The organism is Agromyces sp. H17E-10 (genome assembly GCF_022919715.1).
In the GTDB taxonomy this organism is placed as follows: Bacteria; Actinomycetota; Actinomycetes; order Actinomycetales; family Microbacteriaceae; genus Agromyces.
The window spans coordinates 3,888,403-3,906,048 of sequence record NZ_CP095042.1 but is presented as its reverse complement, the minus strand read 5'-3'; the positions used below and the strand labels follow the sequence as shown (position 1 = coordinate 3,906,048).

The 17,646-nt window shown below is 70.1% G+C and carries 15 protein-coding genes; 5 read left to right on the top strand and 10 right to left on the bottom strand.

Annotated elements, in window-relative coordinates:
* Window positions 1-21: 21 nt before the first annotated feature.
* From tal to pgl, 5 genes are read left to right on the top strand one after another with little or no spacing between them, the layout of a single operon-like run.
* On the top strand, window positions 22-1,131 hold the full coding sequence (gene tal, locus MUN74_RS17665) for a transaldolase (protein WP_244853917.1): 1,110 nt from the start codon (window positions 22-24) through the stop codon (window positions 1,129-1,131).
* Window positions 1,128-2,732 (top strand): glucose-6-phosphate isomerase, encoded by a 1,605-nt coding sequence (locus tag MUN74_RS17660; RefSeq protein WP_244853916.1) that lies wholly within the window; start codon window positions 1,128-1,130, stop codon window positions 2,730-2,732. Before tal ends, MUN74_RS17660 begins: the two co-directional genes overlap by 4 nt.
* Window positions 2,733-2,752: 20 nt before the next feature.
* Window positions 2,753-4,294 (top strand): glucose-6-phosphate dehydrogenase, encoded by a 1,542-nt coding sequence (gene zwf / locus MUN74_RS17655; protein WP_244853915.1) that lies wholly within the window; start codon window positions 2,753-2,755, stop codon window positions 4,292-4,294.
* Window positions 4,291-5,250, top strand: a complete 960-nt coding sequence (locus MUN74_RS17650; RefSeq protein ID WP_244853914.1) for a glucose-6-phosphate dehydrogenase assembly protein OpcA — start codon at window positions 4,291-4,293, stop codon at window positions 5,248-5,250. The genes zwf and MUN74_RS17650 overlap by 4 nt, the downstream gene beginning before the upstream one ends.
* Window positions 5,247-6,017 carry a 6-phosphogluconolactonase gene (gene pgl / locus MUN74_RS17645; RefSeq protein WP_244853913.1) on the top strand — a complete coding sequence of 257 codons (771 nt, stop codon included), beginning with the start codon at window positions 5,247-5,249 and terminating at the stop codon, window positions 6,015-6,017. The genes MUN74_RS17650 and pgl overlap by 4 nt, the downstream gene beginning before the upstream one ends.
* A gap of 78 nt (window positions 6,018-6,095) precedes the next feature.
* On the opposite strand, the gene MUN74_RS17640 is transcribed toward pgl, so the two are convergent.
* The 10 genes from MUN74_RS17640 to uvrA all read right to left on the bottom strand — a co-directional run bounded on the left by MUN74_RS17640 (window position 6,096) and on the right by uvrA (window position 17,618).
* The gene (locus MUN74_RS17640) at window positions 6,096-6,461 is read right to left on the bottom strand and encodes an RNA polymerase-binding protein RbpA (RefSeq protein WP_244853912.1); all 366 of its coding nucleotides are present in this window, start codon (window positions 6,459-6,461) and stop codon (window positions 6,096-6,098) included.
* A gap of 12 nt (window positions 6,462-6,473) precedes the next feature.
* Entirely contained in the window at window positions 6,474-6,725 is a 252-nt protein-coding gene (gene secG, locus MUN74_RS17635; RefSeq protein WP_231430937.1) for a preprotein translocase subunit SecG, read from the bottom strand.
* A 102-nt stretch (window positions 6,726-6,827) separates the two neighbouring features.
* Window positions 6,828-7,616: a triose-phosphate isomerase gene (tpiA, locus tag MUN74_RS17630; protein WP_244853911.1), complete on the bottom strand. Its 789-nt coding sequence runs from the start codon at window positions 7,614-7,616 to the stop codon at window positions 6,828-6,830.
* Complete coding sequence (locus MUN74_RS17625; protein WP_244853910.1) at window positions 7,607-8,821, bottom strand: phosphoglycerate kinase; 1,215 nt, start codon at window positions 8,819-8,821, stop codon at window positions 7,607-7,609. Before MUN74_RS17625 ends, tpiA begins: the two co-directional genes overlap by 10 nt.
* Before the next feature lie 11 nt (window positions 8,822-8,832).
* Entirely contained in the window at window positions 8,833-9,837 is a 1,005-nt protein-coding gene (gap, locus tag MUN74_RS17620) for a type I glyceraldehyde-3-phosphate dehydrogenase (protein WP_244853909.1), read from the bottom strand.
* 96 nt (window positions 9,838-9,933) lie between these two features.
* Entirely contained in the window at window positions 9,934-10,560 is a 627-nt protein-coding gene (locus tag MUN74_RS17615) for a superoxide dismutase (protein WP_244853908.1), read from the bottom strand.
* 260 nt (window positions 10,561-10,820) lie between these two features.
* Entirely contained in the window at window positions 10,821-11,801 is a 981-nt protein-coding gene (whiA, locus tag MUN74_RS17610) for a DNA-binding protein WhiA (RefSeq protein WP_244853907.1), read from the bottom strand.
* Between the two features lie 33 nt (window positions 11,802-11,834).
* Window positions 11,835-12,713, bottom strand: coding sequence for an RNase adapter RapZ (rapZ, locus tag MUN74_RS17605; protein ID WP_244853906.1), 879 nt, complete (start codon window positions 12,711-12,713; stop codon window positions 11,835-11,837).
* A gap of 44 nt (window positions 12,714-12,757) precedes the next feature.
* On the bottom strand, window positions 12,758-14,722 hold the full coding sequence (gene uvrC / locus MUN74_RS17600; RefSeq protein WP_244853905.1) for an excinuclease ABC subunit UvrC: 1,965 nt from the start codon (window positions 14,720-14,722) through the stop codon (window positions 12,758-12,760).
* 4 nt (window positions 14,723-14,726) lie between these two features.
* Window positions 14,727-17,618: an excinuclease ABC subunit UvrA gene (uvrA, locus tag MUN74_RS17595; protein WP_244853904.1), complete on the bottom strand. Its 2,892-nt coding sequence runs from the start codon at window positions 17,616-17,618 to the stop codon at window positions 14,727-14,729.
* Window positions 17,619-17,646 lie beyond the last annotated feature (28 nt).

Here is a 17,646-nt window from a genome sequence, read left to right as displayed (position 1 = left end):
AGCCAGAAGAGGAGACACCCCATGACCAGCTCCCCCACCGCCGCCCTCTCCGAGGCCGGCGTCAGCATCTGGCTCGACGACCTCTCGCGCGAGCGCCTCGTGACGGGCGACCTCGCCCGCCTCATCGCCGAGCGCAACGTCGTCGGCGTCACCACGAACCCGACGATCTTCGCGAACGCCCTCACCGCCGGCAACGGCTACACCGAGCACCTGCACGAGCTCGCCGTCGCGGGCGCCGACGTGAACACCGCCGTGTTCGACATCACGACCGACGACGTGCGCTCTGCGGCCGACGTGCTGCGTCCCGTCTACGACCGTACGGGCGGTGTCGACGGCCGCGTCTCGATCGAGGTCGAGCCCGGCCTCGCCCACGACACCGCCGGCACGATCGAGGAGGCGAAGGCGCTCTGGGCCAAGGTCGACCGGCCGAACGCGATGATCAAGATCCCGGCGACCGTCGAGGGCCTCGACGCGATCCGCGAGACGATCGGCGCGGGGATCAGCGTGAACGTCACGCTCATCTTCAGCCTCGACCGCCACCGCGAGGTCATCGAGGCGTACCTCGCGGGCCTCGAGCAGGCGAAGGCTGCGGGCCACGACCTGTCGCAGATCCACTCGGTCGCCTCGTTCTTCGTCTCGCGTGTCGACACCGAGATCGACAAGCGCCTCGCCGCCATCGGCACGCCCGAGGCCCTCGCGCTCAAGAGCAAGGCCGGCGTCGCGAACGCACGCCTCGCGTACGAGCTGTTCGAGGAGCAGTTCGCAACGGAGCGCGCCCAGGCCCTCCTCGCTGCCGGTGCCAACCTGCAGCGCCCGCTCTGGGCGTCGACGGGCGTCAAGGACCCGGCGCTGCCCGACACGCTCTACGTGACCGAGCTCGTGGCTCGCGGCGTCGTCAACACGATGCCCGAGAAGACGCTCGAGGCGACCTTCGACCACGGCGTCGTCGAGGGCGACACCGTGACCGGCAATTACGGCAGCGCGGCCGAGGTCCTCGACGCGCTCGCGACCGTCGGCGTCGACTACGACGACGTGACGGCGCTCCTCGAGCGCGAGGGCGTCGAGAAGTTCAACGTGTCGTGGGGCGAGCTGCTCGACTCCGTGACCGCAGCGCTGGAGGCCGCCCGATGAGCTTCCGCATCTCGGTCTCGGGCGCCGCGGCCGAGGCCGTCCGCCGCACCGTCCCGACGCTCGTCGCCGACCTCGTCGCGAGCGGCATCACCGCCCAGGACCCGGCCCTCTGGGGTGCCGCCGCGGAGGCGGAGGCCGACAAGCGCCTCGGCTGGACCGAGGCCGTCGCGATCTCGCGCCCGCTCGTGCCGCAGATCGAGGCGCTCCGCGAGGAGCTCGAGGCCGCGGGCGTGCGACACATCGTGCTCGCGGGCATGGGCGGCTCCTCGCTCGCGCCCGAGGTGATCACGCGCACCGCGCGCGTCGAGCTCACCGTGCTCGACTCCACTGAGCCCGGACAGGTCCGCGCCGCGCTCGGCGACCGCCTCGAGGCGTCCGCCCTCGTCGTGTCGTCGAAGTCGGGCTCGACCGTCGAGACCGACAGCCAGCGCCGCGCGTACGAGCAGGCGTTCCGCGACGCGGGCATCGACCCTGCCGCCCGCATCATCGTCGTCACCGACCCGGGCTCGCCGCTCGACGAGTCGGCGCGCGCGGCCGGGTACCGCGTGTTCAACGCCGACCCGAACGTGGGCGGCCGCTACTCGGCGCTGACGGCCTTCGGGCTCGTGCCGTCCGGCCTCGCCGGAGTCGACATCGCCGAGGTGCTCGACGAGGCCGAGACGATCGAGCTCTCGCTCGCGATCGACAGCCCCGAGAATCCCGGCCTCGTGCTCGGCGCCGCGATCGCCGCGACCGCGCCGCTGCGCGACAAGCTGGGCATCGTCGCCGACGGCACGCACATCGTCGGCTTCGCCGACTGGGCCGAGCAGCTCATCGCCGAGTCCACGGGCAAGGAGGGCACCGGCATCCTGCCCGTCGTGCTCGACGTCGACTCCCCCGAGCTCGGCGAGTCGCTGCCCGACCTGCAGGTCGTGCGCCTCGTCGACGACGCGGGCGACGAGATCTTCTCCGACGACCCGTCGGGCGAGATCCGGGTGTCGGGCACGCTCGGCGCCCAGCTGCTCGTCTGGGAGTACGCGACGGCCGTCGCCGGCCGCCTGCTCGGCATCAACCCGTTCGACCAGCCGGACGTCGAGTCGGCGAAGATCGCCGCCCGCGGCCTCCTCGACGCCCGACCGGCGCCCGAGCCCGCCGCGTTCGTCGCCGACGGCATCGAGGTGCGCGGCACGCCCGAGGTGATCGGAGCCGCGAGCGACCTCGTGTCGGCGATCGACGTGCTGCTCGAGGAGCTGCCCGCGAACGGCTACGTCTCGATCCAGGCGTACGTCGACCGCGTCGCGCACCCCGAGGTCGCGAAGCTGCGCGATCTCGTGGCGGCACGGGCGGCGCGTCCCGTCACGTTCGGCTGGGGCCCGCGCTTCCTCCACTCGACCGGCCAGTTCCACAAGGGCGGCCCGGCGGTCGGCGTGTTCCTGCAGATCACGCAGACCCCGGTCGACGACCTCGCCATCACCGAGCGGCCGTTCACCTTCGGCGAGCTCATCGCGGCCCAGGCCTCGGGCGACGCGAGCGTGCTCGCCGAGCACGGCCGCCCGGTGCTGACGCTCACGTTCACCGATCCGGCCGCGAACCTCGGCTCGCTCATCGACGCCATCGGGTGACCGAACGAAAGGACCCGCACGTGGTTTCGGCAGAGATCTCGGCGCAGCACAACCCCCTCCGATCTCCCAAGGACTACCGGCTCAACCGCATCGCGGGGCCGTCGAGCCTCATCATCTTCGGCGTCACGGGCGACCTGTCGCGCAAGAAGCTGATGCCGGCCGTGTACGACCTCGCGAACCGGGGGCTCCTGCCCCCGGGGTTCGCGCTCGTCGGATTCGCCCGGCGCGACTGGGAGGACGAGGACTTCGCACAGGTGGTGCACGACTCGGTCAAGCAGTACGCCCGCACCGAGTTCCGTGAGGACGTGTGGCAGCAGCTCGCGCGGGGCATCCGCTTCGTGATGGGCACGTTCGACGACGACGCCGCGTTCGACCGGTTGCGCGACGTCGTCGAGTCGCTCGACCGCGAACGCGGCACGATGGGCAACCACGCGTTCTACCTCTCGATCCCGCCGAAGTCGTTCCCACTCGTGACCGAGCAGCTCAAGCGCTCGGGGCTCACCGAGCAGCGCGACGGGCAGTGGCGGCGCGTCGTGATCGAGAAGCCGTTCGGCAGCGACCTGGCGTCGGCGCGCGACCTCAACGACGTTGTGGCGAGCGTGTTCCCGCCCGACTCGGTGTTCCGCATCGACCACTACCTCGGCAAGGAGACGGTGCAGAACATCCTCGCGCTGCGCTTCGCCAACCAGTTGTACGAGCCGATCTGGAACGCGAACTTCGTCGACCACGTGCAGATCACGATGGCCGAGGACATCGGCGTGGGCGGCCGGGCCGGCTACTACGACGGCATCGGCGCTGCTCGCGACGTCATCCAGAACCACCTGCTGCAGCTGCTCGCGCTCACGGCGATGGAAGAGCCCATCTCGTTCGACGCGGCCGACCTGCGGGCGGAGAAGGAGAAGATCCTCGCCGCCGTGCGCATCCCCGAAGACCTGGCCGCTGGAACCGCACGCGGCCAGTACTCGGGCGGTTGGCAGGGTGGCGAGCAGGTCGTCGGCTTCCTCGAGGAGGACGGCATGAACCCCGCCTCCACGACCGAGACGTATGCGGCCATGAAGCTCACGATCGGCACCCGCCGCTGGGCCGGCGTGCCGTTCTACCTCCGCGCGGGCAAGCGCCTCGGCCGGCGGGTCACCGAGATCGCGGTCGTGTTCAAGCGCGCACCGCAGCAGCTCTTCGCCGACAGCCAGACCTCCGAGCTCGGCCAGAACGCGCTCGTCATCCGGGTGCAGCCCGACGAGGGCGTCACGATCCGCTTCGGCTCGAAGGTGCCGGGCGCGGGCATGCAGGTGCGCGACGTGACGATGGACTTCGGCTACGGCCACGCGTTCACCGAGGCGAGCCCCGAAGCCTACGAACGACTCATCCTCGACGTCCTGCTCGGCGACCCGCCCCTCTTCCCCCGTCAGGAGGAGGTCGAGCTCAGCTGGAAGATCCTCGACCCGATCGAGGAGTTCTGGGCGACCCAGGGGCAGCCCGAGCAGTACCGCCCCGGCACCTGGGGCCCCAGCTCGGCCGACGAGCTCCTCGCCCGCGACGGACGCACCTGGAGGCGGCCATGATCGTCGAACTGCCCGACACGACCACGAGCCAGGTCTCGAAGGCCCTCGTGAAGATCCGCGAGGAGGGCGGCGTCGTCGCGCTCGGCCGCGTGCTGACGCTCGTCATCGCCACGACGCCCGACGCCGAGGAGGAGGCGATCGAGGCCGCGAACGACGCCTCGCGGGAGCATCCGATGCGGGTCATCGTTGTGTCCATCGAGCCCGGCACGGCAACCGACGCGGTCGAGGCGCGCCTCGACGCCGAGATCCGCGTCGGCGGCGACGCCGGCGCGAGCGAGGTCATCATCCTGCGCGCTCGCGGTGACGCGGCCCGTTACGAGGAGAGCCTCGTCATGGCGCTCTTGCTGCCCGACGCCCCCGTGGTGACGTGGTGGCCGGGCGCAGCCCCCGAGGTGCCCGGTCGATCGCCGCTCGGGCGCATCGCGCAACGGCGCATCACGGATGCCTCGACCCAGGCCGATCCGCAGGCCGCGCTGCACGCGCTCGCGGCGAGCTACACGCCGGGCGACGCCGACTTCGCGTGGACGCGGCTCACGCTCTGGCGTGCGCAGCTGGCCGCCGTGCTCGACCAGCCGCCGTACGAGCCCATCACCGCCGTGCACGTGTCGGGAGCGATCGACTCGCCGTCGACGACGCTGCTCGCGGCGTGGCTGCGCCTGCAGCTCGGGTGCGCGACCGAGGTCGAACTGACCGGGGTCGACGAGGGCTCGCACGGCATCCACGGCGTGCGACTCGACCGACCGAGCGGTCCGATCGAGCTCGTGCGCGACGTGCCCGGCGTGGCGACCCTGCGCCAGCCCGACCAGCCGCTGCACGATGTGGCCCTCCCCCGGCGCAGCCTTCGCGACTGCCTCGCCGACGAACTGCGCCGCCTCGACCCCGACGAGCTGTACGGTGAAGTGATCGCGCAGGGGCTCCGACTCCTCGCTGACGACGGTGCGGAGGAGATCGCGTGACGAACGAACGACGGGTGCTCGTGCACCCCGACAAGGCGACGCTGGCCGGAGCGGTGGCGGCGAGGTTCATCACGAAGACCCTCGACCTGCTCGACGCGCAGGCCGTCGTCCACGTCGTCCTCACGGGCGGCTCGATGGGGTCCGCCGTGCTCGAGGCCGTCGCGGCCTCCCCCGCCCGCATGTCGGTCGACTGGTCGCGCGTGCACTTCTGGTGGGGCGACGAACGCTGGGTGCCGTCCGGCGACGCCGACCGCAACGACCGCCAGTCGCACGAGGCGCTGCTCGACGACCTCGACCTGCCGGACGACAACCTGCACCCGTTCCCCGCGTCCGACTCGGGGCTCACGCTCGACGAGGCCGCGGTCGACTACGCGGCCGAGCTCGCCGATCACGCGGCGGAGGGCTTCGCGCACCCGGTCTTCGACATCACGTTCCTCGGCGTCGGGCCCGACGGCCATGTCGCGTCGCTCTTCCCGCACCGCTCGGGCATCGAGGTCACCGACCAGACGGTGATCGCCGTGCGCGAGTCGCCCAAGCCGCCGCCCGAGCGCCTGAGCCTCACCCGGCCGGTGCTGAACGCCTCGCAGCGCGTCTGGATGGTGCTCGCGGGCGCCGACAAGGCGTCGGCCCTGGGCCTCGCACTCGCCGGCGCCAGCCGCGACGAGGTGCCCGTGGCCGGCATCAAGGGCCGGCGTCGCACCGTCTTCTTCGTCGATCAGGATGCCGCGGCGGAGGTGCCCGAAGCGCTCATCGCACGCGAGTACTGAGTCGTCGAGTACCACGTGACATGACGAAGGGCGGGCCGATCGGCCCGCCCTTCGTCATGTCAGCACCGTGCGGTGCGGTCAGTCCTTCGACACCTGTCCGCGCCGCGCGCGGAGCTGGTTGAGCGCGTCGTCGAGGAGCTGCGCCGCCTCGTCCTCGGTGCGGCGCTCCTTCACGTAGGCGAGGTGCGTCTTGTACGGTTCGAGCTTCGTCACCGCAGGCGGGTTCTCACGGTCGCGGCCCGCCGGCAGCCCGGTCGACGGGCTGTCGATGACGTCGGGGATCTCCTCTTCGGGCAGGTTCGCCGCGAAGTAGCGCACGGTCTCGTTGCCCTGGGCGTCCCAGTAGCTCACCGCGACGCGGTCGGCATGGAAGCCGCGGTCCTGCTCGCCCATGGGACCGGCTCCGACGCGGGAGCCGCGGATGGCGCTGTTGCCTGATGCCATGTCGTCTCCTCGTCAGGCGCCGGTCTGGAACTTGGTGATCAGGCCGAGGATCACGATGCACGTGATCCACACGAGCCCGAGCACCACGGTGATGCGGTTCAGGTTGCGCTCGGCGACGCCGGATGCACCGAGGCTCGAGGTGACGCCGCCGCCGAACATGTCGGACAGACCGCCGCCGCGACCCTTGTGCAGCAGGATGAGCAGCGTCAGGAGCAGGCTCGTGAGGCCGAGCAGCACCTCGAGCACGACTTGGAGAATCTCCACGGTGAACCTTTCCGGGCACGACGCAGGGGGTCGATGCCGACAATCGAGTATAGCCGGGTGCGGCACCGGGGTCCGGAGGCTCGCCGCGGACCCCGGCCGCGTTCAGGCGCCGACGTGCTTCTTGAAGCGGACGATGCTCGAGAACTCGTCGATGTCGAGGCTCGCACCGCCGACGAGCGCGCCGTCGACGTTCGGCTCGCGCAGGAACGCCGCGATGTTCGCCGCCTTCACCGAACCGCCGTAGAGGATGCGCGTGGATGCCGCGATCTCGTCGCCTGCGATCTCGGCGAGCACGGTACGGAGGGCGGCGGCCACCTGCTCGGCCTGGGCCGGCGTCGCCGCCTGGCCCGAGCCGATCGCCCAGACCGGCTCGTACGCCACGACGAGGCCCTTCGAGGCGTCGACGCCCTCGAGGGCGGCGCGCAGCTGCGCGACGGGCACGGCGCTCGCGCCGTGCGCCTCGAGGTCTTCGGCGGTCTCGCCGACGCAGAGCACCGGCACGATGCCGTGCCGGTGGGCCGCGATGACCTTCGCGTTCACGTCGGCGTCGGTCTCACCGTGCAGCGTGCGCCGCTCGGAGTGGCCGATGATGACGTAGCCGCAGTCGAGCTGCTTGAGGAACGCCCCAGAGATCTCGCCCGTGTACGCCCCCGAGTCGTGCTTCGAGAGGTCCTGCGCGCCGTAGCCGATCGAGAGCGAGTCGGCCGCGACGAGCGTCTGCACGCTCCGCAGGTCGGTGAACGGCGGGAAGACCGCCACCTCGGCGTCGGCGTAGTCGTGCTTCGCGTCGTCGAGCGCCCATGCGAGCTTCTGCACGAACGCGATCGACTGCAGGTGGTCGAGGTTCATCTTCCAGTTGCCCGCGATGAACGGGGTGCGCTTCACTGCCATCCGAGGACCTCCAGTCCGGGGAGCTTCTTGCCCTCGAGGAACTCGAGGCTCGCGCCCCCGCCCGTCGAGATGTGTCCGAATCGTTCGTCGTCGAAGCCGAGCACGCGCACGGCCGCGGCCGAGTCGCCTCCGCCGATGACGCTGAGGCCGTCGACCTCGGTGAGCGCCTCGGCGACCGCACGGGTCCCCTCGGCGAAGGGTGCGAGCTCGAAGACGCCCATCGGACCGTTCCAGAAGACGGTCTTCGAGTCGCGGATGAGCTCTGCGAACCGCGCAGCCGTCTCGGGGCCGATGTCGAGGCCGAGACCGGATGCACCGAACGACGTCTCCTCGATCGCGTCGGCGGGCGTGACGACGTGCTCGGCGTCGGCCGAGAACGATGCGGCGACGACCACGTCGGTCGGGAGTACGAGTTCGACGCCGCGCTCGGCCGCCTCGGCGAGGTAGCCGTCGACCGTCTCGATCTGGTCGGCCTCGAGCAGGCTCGAGCCGACCTTGTGGCCCTGTGCGGCGAGGAAGGTGAAGAGCATGCCGCCGCCGATGAGCAGCCGGTCGACGCGCGGCAGCAGGTGCGCGATGACGCCGAGCTTGTCGGAGACCTTCGAGCCGCCGAGCACGACCGTGTACGGCCGCTCGGGGTTCTCGGTGAGCCGGTCGAGCACGTCGAGCTCGGCGGCGATGAGGAGGCCTGCGGCGCTCGGCCGGAGCTCGGCGAGCTCGTAGACGCTCGCCTGCTTGCGGTGCACGACGCCGAACCCGTCGGAGACGACGGCGTCGGCGAAGCCGGCGAGCTCGCCGGCGAACGCGGTGCGCTCGGCCTCGTTCTTCGAGGTCTCACCCGGGTTGAAGCGCAGGTTCTCGAGCACGAGCACGTCGCCGTCGCCGAGAGCGGCCACCTTGGCCGCGGCATCCTCGCCGACCGTGTCGGTCGCGAACGCGACCGGGGCGTCGAGCAGTTCGCCGAGACGGGTCGCGACCGGCGCCAGGCTGTACTTCGGGTCGGGCGCCCCGTCGGGACGGCCGAGGTGGGAGACGACGATCACTCGGGCGCCCTGCGATCGCAGGGCGTCGATCGTGGGCACCGATGCGCGCACGCGGCCGTCGTCCGTGATGGACCCCTCGTTCAGCGGAACGTTGAGGTCGCAGCGGACGACGACGCGCTTGCCCGCGAGGTCACCGAGTGAGGAGATGGTTCGCAGGGTCACGTGTTCTCGTTTCAGAGTCGGTCGGCGACGTACTCGGTCAGGTCGACGAGACGGTTGGAGTAGCCCCACTCGTTGTCGTACCAGCTCGAGAGCTTCACCTGGTCGCCGATCACGCGCACGAGACCTGCGTCGAAGATCGACGAGTGCGGATCGGAGACGATGTCGGACGAGACGATCTCGTCCTCCGTGTACTTGAGGATGCCCTTCAGGGGCCCCTCGGCGGCCGCCTTGTAGGCGGCCTTGATCTCGTCGACCGTGACCGGGCGCGATGCCGTCACGGTCAGGTCGGTGATCGAACCGGTCGGCACCGGCACGCGCAGCGCGAAGCCGTCGAGCTTGCCGACGAGTTCGGGCAGCACGAGGCCGATCGCCTTCGCGGCGCCCGTCGACGTCGGCACGATGTTGATCGCGGCGGCGCGGGCGCGACGCAGGTCGCGGTGGGGGCCGTCCTGCAGGTTCTGGTCGGCCGTGTACGCGTGCACCGTCGTCATGAGGCCGCGCTCGATGCCGAAGGCGTCGTTGAACACCTTCGCCAGGGGCGCGAGACAGTTCGTGGTGCACGACGCGTTCGAGATGATGTGGTGACGCTCGGGCACGTACGTGTCCTCGTTCACGCCCATGACGAAGGTCGCGTCCTCGTCGGTCGCGGGAGCCGAGATGAGCACCTTCTTGGCGCCCGCCTCCAGGTGCTTGCGCGCGTCGGCGGCCTTCGTGAAGAAGCCGGTCGACTCGATGACGATGTCGACGCCGAGGTCGCCCCACGGCAGGTTCGCGGGATCGCGCTCGGCGAAGGCCTTGATCGGCTTGCCGTCGACGATGATGTGGTCGTCGTCGTAGTCGACGCTCACGTCGAGCCGGCCGGTGACGGAGTCGTACTTGAGCAGGTGCGCGAGCGTCTTGTTGTCGGTGAGGTCGTTCACCGCGACGATCTCGAGGTCTGCGCCCTGGGCGAGTGCGGCGCGGAGGTAGTTGCGGCCGATGCGGCCGAAGCCGTTGATGCCGATCTTGACAGACACAGGTGTCTCCTCAATGACGAGGCGCGACGGCGCCGTTTTCATGGATGGACTGATCGGACGGCGGTGTCCCCGGAGTGGCCGGGGACACCATCCGGTTTACGACAGTAGCAGCAGCCCTGAGGTCTTCTCACCAGCCGCGGTGAAGCGCTGCTGGACGTTGGCCCAGTCGACGATCGTCCAGAACGCCTTGACGTAGTCGGCGCGGACGTTCTTGTAGTCGAGGTAGTACGCGTGCTCCCACACGTCGAGCATGAGGAGCGGGACGATGCCGGCGGGCAGGTTGCCCTGCTGGTCGAACAACTGCACGATGATCAGCCGCTGACCGAGCGAGTCCCACGCGAGCACCGCCCAGCCCGAACCCTGCACGCCGAGCGCGGTGGCGGTGAAGTGCGCCTGGAACTTGTCGAACGACCCGAACTGGTCGTCGATCGCCGCGGCGAGCTCGCCGGTCGGCTTGTCGCCGCCGTTCGGCGACATGTTGGTCCAGAAGATCGAGTGGTTGACGTGGCCGCCGAGGTTGAACGCGAGGTCCTTCTCGAGCTTGTTGACGTTGGCGAGGTTGCCAGAGTCCCGAGCCTCGGCCAGTTGCGCGAGCGCGGTGTTCGCACCGGTCACGTACGCCTGGTGGTGCTTCGAGTGGTGCAGCTCCATGATCGTGCCGCTGATCGCCGGCTGGAGGGCCGAGTAGTCGTAGGCGAGATCGGGGAGGGTGTAGTCAGCCATTGCTTCTCCTTGTCAGACATGCCGGGGCGCCCGGGCGTCTCCCCGGGCCTCCGCGGCCGCTCTCCCGAGTCTATGCCCGGGGCACCCGGCGGCACCGGGGCTTGTCATCGAGGGCAACGGCGATCGGGATGCCCCTGCGCAGCGTCGGCCGTCAGGCCTCGTCGAGGTCTGCCGAGTCATGCACGACCGCCTCGCCTCCGTGCCGTCAGACCTCGTCGAGGTCCGCCGCCACCGGTGGCCCCGCCTCGCCTCCGTTGCGGTCAGACCTCGTCGAGGTCCGCCGGCAGACTCGCCTCCGTGCCCGGCACGCCGAGGTCGGCCGCGCGCTTGTCGGCCATCGCGAGGAGTCGCCGGATGCGACCGGCGACCGCGTCCTTCGTCATCGGCGGGTCGGCGTGGTGGCCGAGCTCGTCGAGGCTCGCGTCGCGGTGCGCGAGGCGCAGCTCGCCGGCGTAGCGGAGGTGGTCGGGGATGTCCTCGCCGAGGAGCTCCATCGCACGCTCGACCCGGGCACAGGCCGCGACCGCCGCCTGCGCGGAGCGGCGGAGGTTGGCGTCGTCGAAGTTGACGAGCCGGTTCGCGGTCGCGCGAACCTCGCGACGCTGTCGCAGCTCCTCCCAGTTGCGAACCGTGCCGGTGGCACCCATCGCGGAGAGCATCGCGCTGATCGCCTCGCCGTCGCGGATGACGACGCGGTGCACGCCGCGCACCTCGCGGGCCTTCGCGGAGATGCCGAGGCGGCCGGCAGCGCCGACGAGCGCCATCGCGGTCTCGTTGCCCGGGCACGTCACCTCGAGCGCGGCCGAGCGGCCCGGGTCGGTGAGGCTGCCCTGGGCGAGGAACGCACCGCGCCACACGGCGGCGATCTCGTCCCGCGAGCCGGTGGTGAGCTTGTTCGGCAGCCCGCGCACCTGCCGGCGCCGGGCGTCGAGCAGGCCGGTCTGGCGGGCGAGCGTCTCGCCGCCGTCGAGCACCCGGATGAGGTACTGGTTGGTCCGACGCACACCCGAGGGCGAGATCACCGAGACGTCGGGGCGAACGCCGTAGATCTCGCCGAGGTCTCGCGTGACGCGCTTCGCGACGGTCTTCGAGTCGAGTTCGGCCTCGATCGCGATGCGGTTCTGGATGATGTGCAGTCCGCCTGCGAAGCGCAGCACGGAGGCGAGTTCGGCGACGCGTACGCTCGTCTTGGAGACCTCGACGCGTGCGAGCTCCTCTTTCACATCAGCGGTCAATGGCACCTGGTGTTTCCAATCTGTGTTGCGGGCCCGGCGTCACTCGCGACCGAGGTCGCGATGCTTGACACTCACGACGACTCCGGGCATCTCGGCGACCCGCTCGCTCAGCGCTCGGACCATCGCCACCGAGCGGTGCTTGCCGCCCGTGCAGCCGATCGCGATCGTCGCGTGCCGCTTGTTCTCTCGTTGATAGCCGGCGAGCACCGGCTCGAGCGCTTTCGCGTAGGCGTCGATGAACTCCATCGCGCCGGGCTGGCCGAGCACGAAGTCGCGCACGAGGGCGTCTTCGCCCGTCAGGTGGCGCAGCTCGGGATTCCAGAACGGGTTCGGCAGGAAGCGGGCGTCGGCGATCAGGTCGGCGTCGGTGGGTGCGCCGTACTTGAACCCGAAGCTCTGCATCGTCACGCGCAGTCCCGCGTGGTCGGCATCGGCGAACGTCTCGGTGATGAGGTTCGCGAGCTGGTGGATGTTGAGGTCGGAGGTGTCGACGACGAAGTCGCTCGCCTCGCGCAGCGTCGCGAGGCGCGCCCGCTCGGCGCCGATGCCGTCGAGGAGCGTGCCGTTGCCCTGGAGCGGGTGCGGGCGTCGCACGGCTTCGAAACGCCGCACGAGCACGGCGTCGTTGGCGTCGAGGAAGACGACGCGCACGTTCACTCCGGTGCGGAGCGCCTGGATGATGTCCTGCAGCTCGGCGAAGAAGTCACGGCCGCGGATGTCGACGACGGCGGCGATCCGCGGCAGCGACGTGCCGGCCCGTTCGACGAGTTCGACGAGCGGCCGCAGCATCTGCGGCGGAAGGTTGTCGACGACGTACCAGCCGAGGTCTTCGAGCGCGTTGCCGACGGTCGACCGCCCGGCACCGGACATCCCCGTGACGATCAGCATCTCCTGCCGTTCGGGCTCCCCCGCCGCCATTCAGGCCCCCTTCCAGCCGAAGCCAACCCAGCCGACACACCAGCCTAGCGGGGTGCGGGCGCCATGTCGGCGTGCAGCTGCGCGTGCACCGTCGCGGCGAGCGTCGGTCCGATGCCCTTCACCTCGGCGATGGCCGCCTCGTCGGCGGCGCGGAGACGCGTGACCGACCCGAAATGACGCAGGAGTTCCTTCACCCGTGCCGGCCCGAGTCCGGGGATCTCGGCGAGCACCGACCCGATGTCGCGCTTGCGTCGCTGGCGTTGATGGGTGATGGCGAAGCGGTGCGCTTCGTCGCGCACGCGCTGGAAGAGGAAGAGCGCATCGCTGTTGCGCGGAAGGATCACCGGGAAGTCGCTCTCGGGAGTCCAGATCTCCTCCAGCCGCTTCGCGATTCCGCACAGGTAGATGCCCTGCACGCCGGACTCGCGGAGCGCCCTCGCGGCGGCGGCCACCTGCGGCTGCCCGCCGTCGACGACGAGCAGGTTGGGCGGGTAGGTGAACTTCTTGCGACGTTCGGGAGTGACGAGTTCGTCGGCGGACGTGCCTTCGACGTGCCCGTCGCCCTCGGGACGCACCTCGGTCGCGGCATCCGTATCGGTGACGGCGCCGCCGGGTGAGAGGTAGGCGAGCCGACGGGTGAGCACCTGGTGGATGGAGTCGGTGTCGTCGCTCGACTGCGGGATGGTGAAACGGCGGTACTCGTCTTTGCGCGGCAGGCCGTCTTCGAAGACGACCATGGATGCGACGATGTTGGTGCCGCTCAGGTGCGAGACGTCGTAGCACTCGATGCGGAGCGGCGCCTCGGCCATGCCGAGCGCCTCCTGGATGTCTTCGAGCGCGCGCGACCTGGTCGTGAAGTCGGCACTCCGACGGGTCTTGTACAGCATGAGCGTCTGCCGGGCGTTCTGCGTCGCCGTCGCGAGCAGCGACGCCTTGTCACCGCGCTGGGCGACCTTGAGCCGCACCTTGCGACCCGCCTCGGCGCCCAGCCAGTCTTCGAGCGCCGCGGCGTCGTCGGGCAGCTCGGGCACGACGACCTCGGCCGGCGGAGTGAGGCCGTCGGCGTAGGCGTTCTGCACGATCGAGTCGACGAGATCTCCGAGCGGCACGTCGAGCTCCTTGTCGACGGTCCAGGAGTGCACACCGCGAACCCGGCCGCCACGGACGATGAACAGCTGCACCGCGGCGGCGAGCTCGTCGTGGTCGACGCCGAACACGTCGAGGTCGACCGTGTCGCCGAGCACGACCGCGCTCTTCTCGAAGAACGCGTTCGCCGCCTGCAGCCGGTCGCGGTAACGTGCCGCCGCCTCGTACTCCTGGGCGGCGGCGGCGGCCTGCATGCGATCGGTGAGCTCGCCGACGATGCGACGGTCTTGATTCTGCATGAACCCGACGAACCGGTCGACGTTCTCGCGGTGCTCCTCGATCGTGACGAGCCCCGAGCACGGCCCGAAGCAACGGCCGATCTGGCCCGCGAAGCAGGGCTTGCCGCTCGCCATCGCCCGGCGGTAGTCGCTGTCTTTGCAGGTGCGGATCGGGAACAGCCTGAGCAGGATCTCGAGCGTCTCGTTGATCGCCCACACCTTCGGGTACGGTCCGAAGTACCGCGCCCCGCGGATCTTGCGATTGCGGGTCACGAAGGCCCGCGGCGCCTCATCGGCCATCGTCACCGCGAGGTACGGGTACGACTTGTCGTCCTTGAACCGGACGTTGAACGGCGGGTGGAACTCGTTGATCCACGTGATCTCGAGCTGCAGCGCCTCGACCTCGCTGCCGACGACCGTCCACTCGACCGACGACGCGGTCGTGACCATTCGGCGCGTTCGCTCGTGCAGGCTGCGGAGCGGGGCGAAGTAGTTCGACAGCCGCGCACGGAGGTTCTTCGCCTTGCCGACGTAGAGCACCCGCCGCTCGGCGTCGCGGAAGCGGTAGACGCCCGGGCTCGTCGGGATCTCACCCGCCTTCGGACGGTACGGAACGGTGTCGCCGCCGCCGTGCGCGCTCGCCATCGGCTCAGCTGGCGACGTCGGCGCGCTCGGCCGCCGCGTCGAAGATCTCGCGCAGGAAGTAGCCGGTGTGGCTCTCGGCCACCGTCGCGACGTGCTCGGGGGTGCCGGTCGCGACGATCTGGCCGCCGCCCGAGCCGCCCTCGGGCCCGAGGTCGATGATCCAGTCGGCCGACTTGATGACGTCGAGCGAATGCTCGATGACGATCACGGTGTTGCCCTTCTCGACGAGCTTGCCGAGCACCTTCAGGAGCTTCTGCACGTCTTCGAAGTGCAGACCGGTGGTCGGCTCGTCGAGCACGTAGACGCTGCGGCCGTTCGAGCGGCGCTGGAGCTCGGTCGCGAGCTTCACGCGCTGGGCCTCGCCTCCGGAGAGCGTGGTCGCGCTCTGGCCGAGCTGCACGTAGCCGAGGCCGACGTCGACGAGCGTCTTGAGGTACCGGTGGATCGCCGAGATCGGCTCGAAGAACTCTGCCGCCTCGGAGATCGGCATCTCGAGCACCTCGGCGATGTTCTTGCCCTTGTAATGCACCTGCAGCGTCTCGCGGTTGTAGCGCTTGCCCCCGCAGACCTCGCACGCGACGTAGACGTCGGGCAGGAAGTTCATCTCGATCTTGATCGTGCCGTCGCCCGAGCACGCCTCGCAGCGGCCGCCCTTGACGTTGAAGCTGAACCGACCGGGCAGATAGCCGCGGGCCTTCGCCTCGGTCGTCTCGGAGAAGAGGGTGCGGATGCGGTCGAAGACGCCCGTGTAGGTCGCGGGGTTCGATCGCGGCGTGCGCCCGATCGGCGCCTGGTCGACGTGCACGACCTTGTCGAGGTGCTCGAGCCCGGTGACCCGCCGGTGCTTGCCCGGCACCTTGCGCGCCCCGTTGAGCCGGTTCGCGAGCACCCGGTAGAGGATGTCGTTGACGAGCGAGGACTTGCCCGAACCGCTCACCCCCGTCACGGCGGTGAACGTGCCGAGCGGGAACTCGACGTCGACCCCGCGGAGGTTGTTCGCTGCGGCGCCCTCGACCGAGATCATGCGCTCGGGGTCGATGGGGCGGCGACGCGTCGGGATCGCGATCTCCTTGCGGCCCGAGAGGTAGTCGCCCGTGAGCGACCGGGTGTTCTTCAGCAGGTCGGCATAGCTGCCCGAGTGCACGACCGTGCCGCCGTTCACGCCGGCGCCGGGGCCGATGTCGACGACCCAGTCGGCGGTGCGGATGGTGTCTTCGTCGTGCTCGACGACGATGAGCGTGTTGCCGAGGTCGCGGAGCGCGACGAGCGTGTCGATGAGGCGCCGGTTGTCGCGCTGGTGGAGGCCGATGCTGGGCTCGTCGAGCACGTACAGCACGCCCGTCAGCCCCGAGCCGATCTGCGTCGCGAGCCGGATGCGCTGCGCCTCGCCGCCCGAGAGCGTGCCCGCGGCACGTGCGAGGTCGAGGTAGCTGAGGCCGACCCGGATCAGGAAGTCGAGCCGGAGCTTGATCTCGCGCAGCACCTGCGCGCCGATGGCCTGTTCGCGGTCGGTGAGCTCGAGCCGGTCCATGAACGCCCGGGCGTCGGTCAGGCTCAGCAGCCCCACGTCGGCGATGCTGTGGTCGTGGATGAGCACCGAGAGCACCTCGGGCTTCAACCGCTTGCCATCGCACACCGGGCACGGCACCTCGCGCAGGTACTCGGCCCAGCGGGCCCGCTGCACGTCGGTCTCGGCCTGGAGGTACTGCCGCTCGATGTAGGGCACGACGCCCTCGAAGCCCGAGGTGTAGCTCATCTCGCGGCCGTAGCGGTTGCGCCACCGCACCTTGACCTCGAAGTTCTGACCGCGGAGCACGGCTTGGCGTGCCTCGTCGGGCAACTCGGTCCACGGGGTGTCGAGCGAGAAGCCCAGGTCGCGGGCGAGCCCGTCGAGCAGCTTCTCGTAATAGTTGTAGAGGCTCTTGCCCTGCGAGGTCCACGGCAGGATCACGCCGTCGGCGATCGAGAGTGCCGGGTCGCCGAGCAGCAGCTCCTCGTCGACCGACATGCGGGTGCCGAGACCCGAGCACTCGGGGCACGCGCCGAAGGGCGCGTTGAACGAGAACGTGCGCGGCTCGATCTCGGTGAGCTGGATCGGGTGCTGGTTCGGGCACGAGAGCTTCTCGGAGAAGGTGTGCCACGCGTCGGGGCCCGCTTCGTCGACGAAGTTGACCTGCACGAGCCCGTCGGTGAGCCGCAGCGCGGTCTCGAGCGAGTCGGTGAGCCGGCCGAGCACCTCGGGGCCGGCGACGAGGCGGTCGACGACGACCGAGATGTCGTGCTTGACCTGCTTCTTGAGCTTCGGCGGGTCGTCGAGGCGGACGACCTCACCGTCGACGACGGCGCGCGAGTAGCCCTGCGCCGCCAGGTCGCGGAAGAGGTCGACGAACTCACCCTTCTTCTTCGACACGACCGGGCTCAGCACCTGGAATCGCGTGCCCGCCTCGAGCTCCATCAGCCGGTCGGCGATCTGCTGCACCGTCTGGCGCTGGATCTTCTCGCCGCAGACCGGGCAGTGCGGCACGCCGATGCGCGCCCAGAGCAGACGCATGTAGTCGTAGATCTCGGTGATCGTGCCGACGGTCGAGCGCGGGTTGCGGTTCGTCGACTTCTGGTCGATCGACACCGCCGGGCTCAGGCCCTCGATGAAGTCGACATCGGGCCGGTCGACCTGTCCGAGGAACTGCCGGGCGTACGCCGACAGCGACTCGACGTAGCGGCGCTGCCCCTCGGCGAAGATCGTGTCGAACGCGAGCGACGACTTGCCCGAGCCCGACAGGCCCGTGAAGACGACCATCGCGTCGCGCGGGATCTCGACGTCGACGTTGTGCAGGTTGTGCACGCGGGCACCGCGGACACTCAGGCGCGAATGGGCATCGAGACGTGAAACTGGCACCCTTCGAGTCTAGAGAGCACCACCGACA